This window comes from Chryseobacterium sp. HMWF035 (genome assembly GCF_003094695.1).
Taxonomy (GTDB): Bacteria; Bacteroidota; Bacteroidia; order Flavobacteriales; family Weeksellaceae; genus Chryseobacterium; species Chryseobacterium gambrini.
Window position 1 is genome coordinate 1 of sequence record NZ_QEHP01000115.1, and the last position, 2,616, is coordinate 2,616.

Below are 2,616 nucleotides of genomic sequence, written 5' to 3' on the forward strand. Positions count from 1 at the left end.
GTATTAATCATTTTTGCAGGAGGAAATCCAGACAAAGTTTTCAAAACATAAAAGAGGTCGGATTTCTTCCGACCATGACTAGGCAAAGCCCGCCGAAAACCTAAAAAAGCGAGTAGCGAAAGCAGGAAAAAGCTCCAAAAAAAAAGAATTCTAAGCATAAAAAAACACCAGAAGGAGACTTCTGATGTTTTTGTGTTATTTAAAATTGAAAATTAATCGAGTTTTGCGGTGAGTTTCTTAAACTGTTTTTCTGCATTTTTTCCTTCATACAGAATTCCATAGATCGTATCTACAATCGGAAGTTTCAGCCCTTTTTCCTTTGACGTTTTATAAATAGAATTCGCGGCATAATATCCTTCTGCAATCATGTTCATCGACTGGATTGCTGATTTTACGGTATATCCTTTTCCAATAAGATTTCCCAAATTTCTGTTTCTGGAGAATAATGAATACGCGGTAACCAGTAAATCTCCCAGATAAGCACTTTCGTTAACATCTCTCGGCGCTTCGTAAATGGCTTCCAGGAAAGTTTCCATTTCACGGATCGCATTGGAAACGAAAACCGCGGTAAAGTTGTCTCCATATCCTAAACCACTCGCAATTCCGGCTCCGATAGCGAAAATATTTTTAAGAATCGCACTGTATTCGTTTCCTAAAATATCTTTGCTGGAGTGCATTTTGATAAAATCTGAATTGAAAATATCCACCAGTTTCTGTGAAACTTCATCTTCTACGGTTGCAACGGTAAGATAGGACAGTCTTTCCATCGCTACTTCTTCTGCGTGACAAGGTCCTGCAATCACTGCCTGATTCCTGAAGCCTATTTTAAATTCGTCTCTTAAATAATGTGCTACGACATCATTTACCTTCGGAATAATTCCTTTAATGGCAGAAACGAATATTTTATTCTGATAATCACAAGTCATTTTATCCAGCGTATCGGAAAGATAGATCGACGGCGTTGCCAAGACAATAATATCACAGGAAGAAACAAGCTCGTTGATATCTGTGGTAAGCTTTAAATTTTTAAGATTGAAATTAACTGCTGTAAGATAAGTCGGGTTATGACCTCTCTGTTCGATCGCTCCTTTTACGTACTCATTTCTTACGCACCAGTGCACGACTTTGCAGTTTTCTACAAGCATTTTCACAATAGCAGTCGCAAAACTTCCACTTCCGACTACTCCTACCGCAATGTCATTTTTGCTTTTCTTCGGGTTCGATTCTATATTTGTTTTCTTTTTTGCCATAATAGAAATGTGAACTGCAAATATATTAAAACAAAGACGGAAAGAAGGATTTTCGGAGCATGATAAAAACTAAATTTAGACAAAATTAACACTTCAACACAATTAAATATCTAATCGACCGTTAATTACAGAAAAAACTAAAGTTTTGTTAAAAATAAGCCTGAAAGTTTATTTTTAATTAAATTTGCAGGCTTAAAACCGTTTTGTAATTATACTAAGAGAAGAAAAATGAAGAAATTTCTAAGCAATAAAAAGAACATAAATGTGCTTTTAGGAGGACTTTTATTAGTAGTTTTTGCGCAAGGTATTTTCATTGCGAAGTTGTATTCGGAAAAGGACAACAAAAATTATGAAGTAAACCTTGTAAAAATAAACACTGAAAAAGACAGTGTAGATTATCTGAAAATGAAAACTGATCTTACATTGGTAGATCAAACCGTAGCAGAACTGAATTCTTTCCTTAAATCTAAGGATGTTCCCAACGAGAAAGTTACTATTCTGAGCAAAGACAGTATCTCCAACTCTATTTATCTGGCAAAACAGGCAAACCGATACAGCCAGTACCTGATGAATCTTCAGAAAAAGCTACTGGAAGTTCCTTTGGGAATGCCTACTGAAGGTTATATTTCGTCTAACTTCGGAGTGAGAAAAAATCCTATTCCTTTTAAAACCGTTTTAGCCTCCGTAAAAAGCAGTGCTGCAAAACCCGCTGCCGTTGCAGCCGCAACTCCGGAAGTAAAAGCTGAGCCTGTAGAAAAAATTATAGAAGTAACGGACAGCTATGGAAACAAAAGAGAAGTAAAAGTAATGGTAACGCCAAAAGCATCTTCTGCTGCTCCTGTTTCGTCAGCAAAATCTGTTGCAGCCGGATCTGAAAAGCCTGCCGAGAAAAACAATGCGCCTGCAGAAGCAGATCAGATGCAGTTTCATAAAGGACTGGATATTGCCGTTGCTTACGGATCGGATGTCGTGGCAACTGCAGCCGGAACGGTTATTTTTTCCGGACAGAAAGGAGGATATGGAAACTGTGTGATCGTTTCTCACGGAAACGGACTGGCAACTCTTTACGGACATTTGTCGCAGTTGGTCGCTAAAGTGAATGATAAAGTGAAAGTGGGACAGGTTATCGCCAAATCCGGAAATTCGGGTCGTTCTACCGGACCTCACCTTCATTATGAGGTACATAAGAATAATACTCCGGTAAATCCGAAGTTGTTTATGAATCTTTAAAATGAGAGTTAAAATATAGAGTTTCGGCGGCACCTTCGGTAGTCATGGTCGGAAGATTTTTTTTATTATTTTGAATAATGTTTTTTTTAATTTAACTATTTGATTTCCAATTAATTGTATTTCTGTTTTGGTTTTT

The 2,616-nt window shown here is 37.1% G+C and carries 2 protein-coding genes; one reads left to right on the forward strand and one right to left on the reverse strand.

Going from position 1 to position 2,616, the window contains the following annotated elements:
• Positions 1-212: 212 nt before the first annotated feature.
• Positions 213-1,250, reverse strand: coding sequence for an NAD(P)H-dependent glycerol-3-phosphate dehydrogenase (locus tag DD829_RS17460; RefSeq protein ID WP_108408698.1), 1,038 nt, complete (start codon positions 1,248-1,250; stop codon positions 213-215).
• Between the two features lie 228 nt (positions 1,251-1,478).
• Here DD829_RS17460 and DD829_RS17465 point away from each other — a divergent pair, with 228 nt between their 5' ends.
• The gene (locus DD829_RS17465) at positions 1,479-2,480 is read left to right on the forward strand and encodes a M23 family metallopeptidase (RefSeq protein ID WP_108408697.1); all 1,002 of its coding nucleotides are present in this window, start codon (positions 1,479-1,481) and stop codon (positions 2,478-2,480) included.
• Positions 2,481-2,616: the final 136 nt, after the last annotated feature.

Excerpts from the sequence above, each read along its gene's own strand:
- DD829_RS17460 (WP_108408698.1), bottom strand. The coding sequence starts at position 1,250 with ATGGCAAAAAAGAAAACAAATATAGAATCGAACCCGAAGAAAAGCAAA.
- DD829_RS17465 (WP_108408697.1), top strand. The coding sequence starts at position 1,479 with ATGAAGAAATTTCTAAGCAATAAAAAGAACATAAATGTGCTTTTAGGA.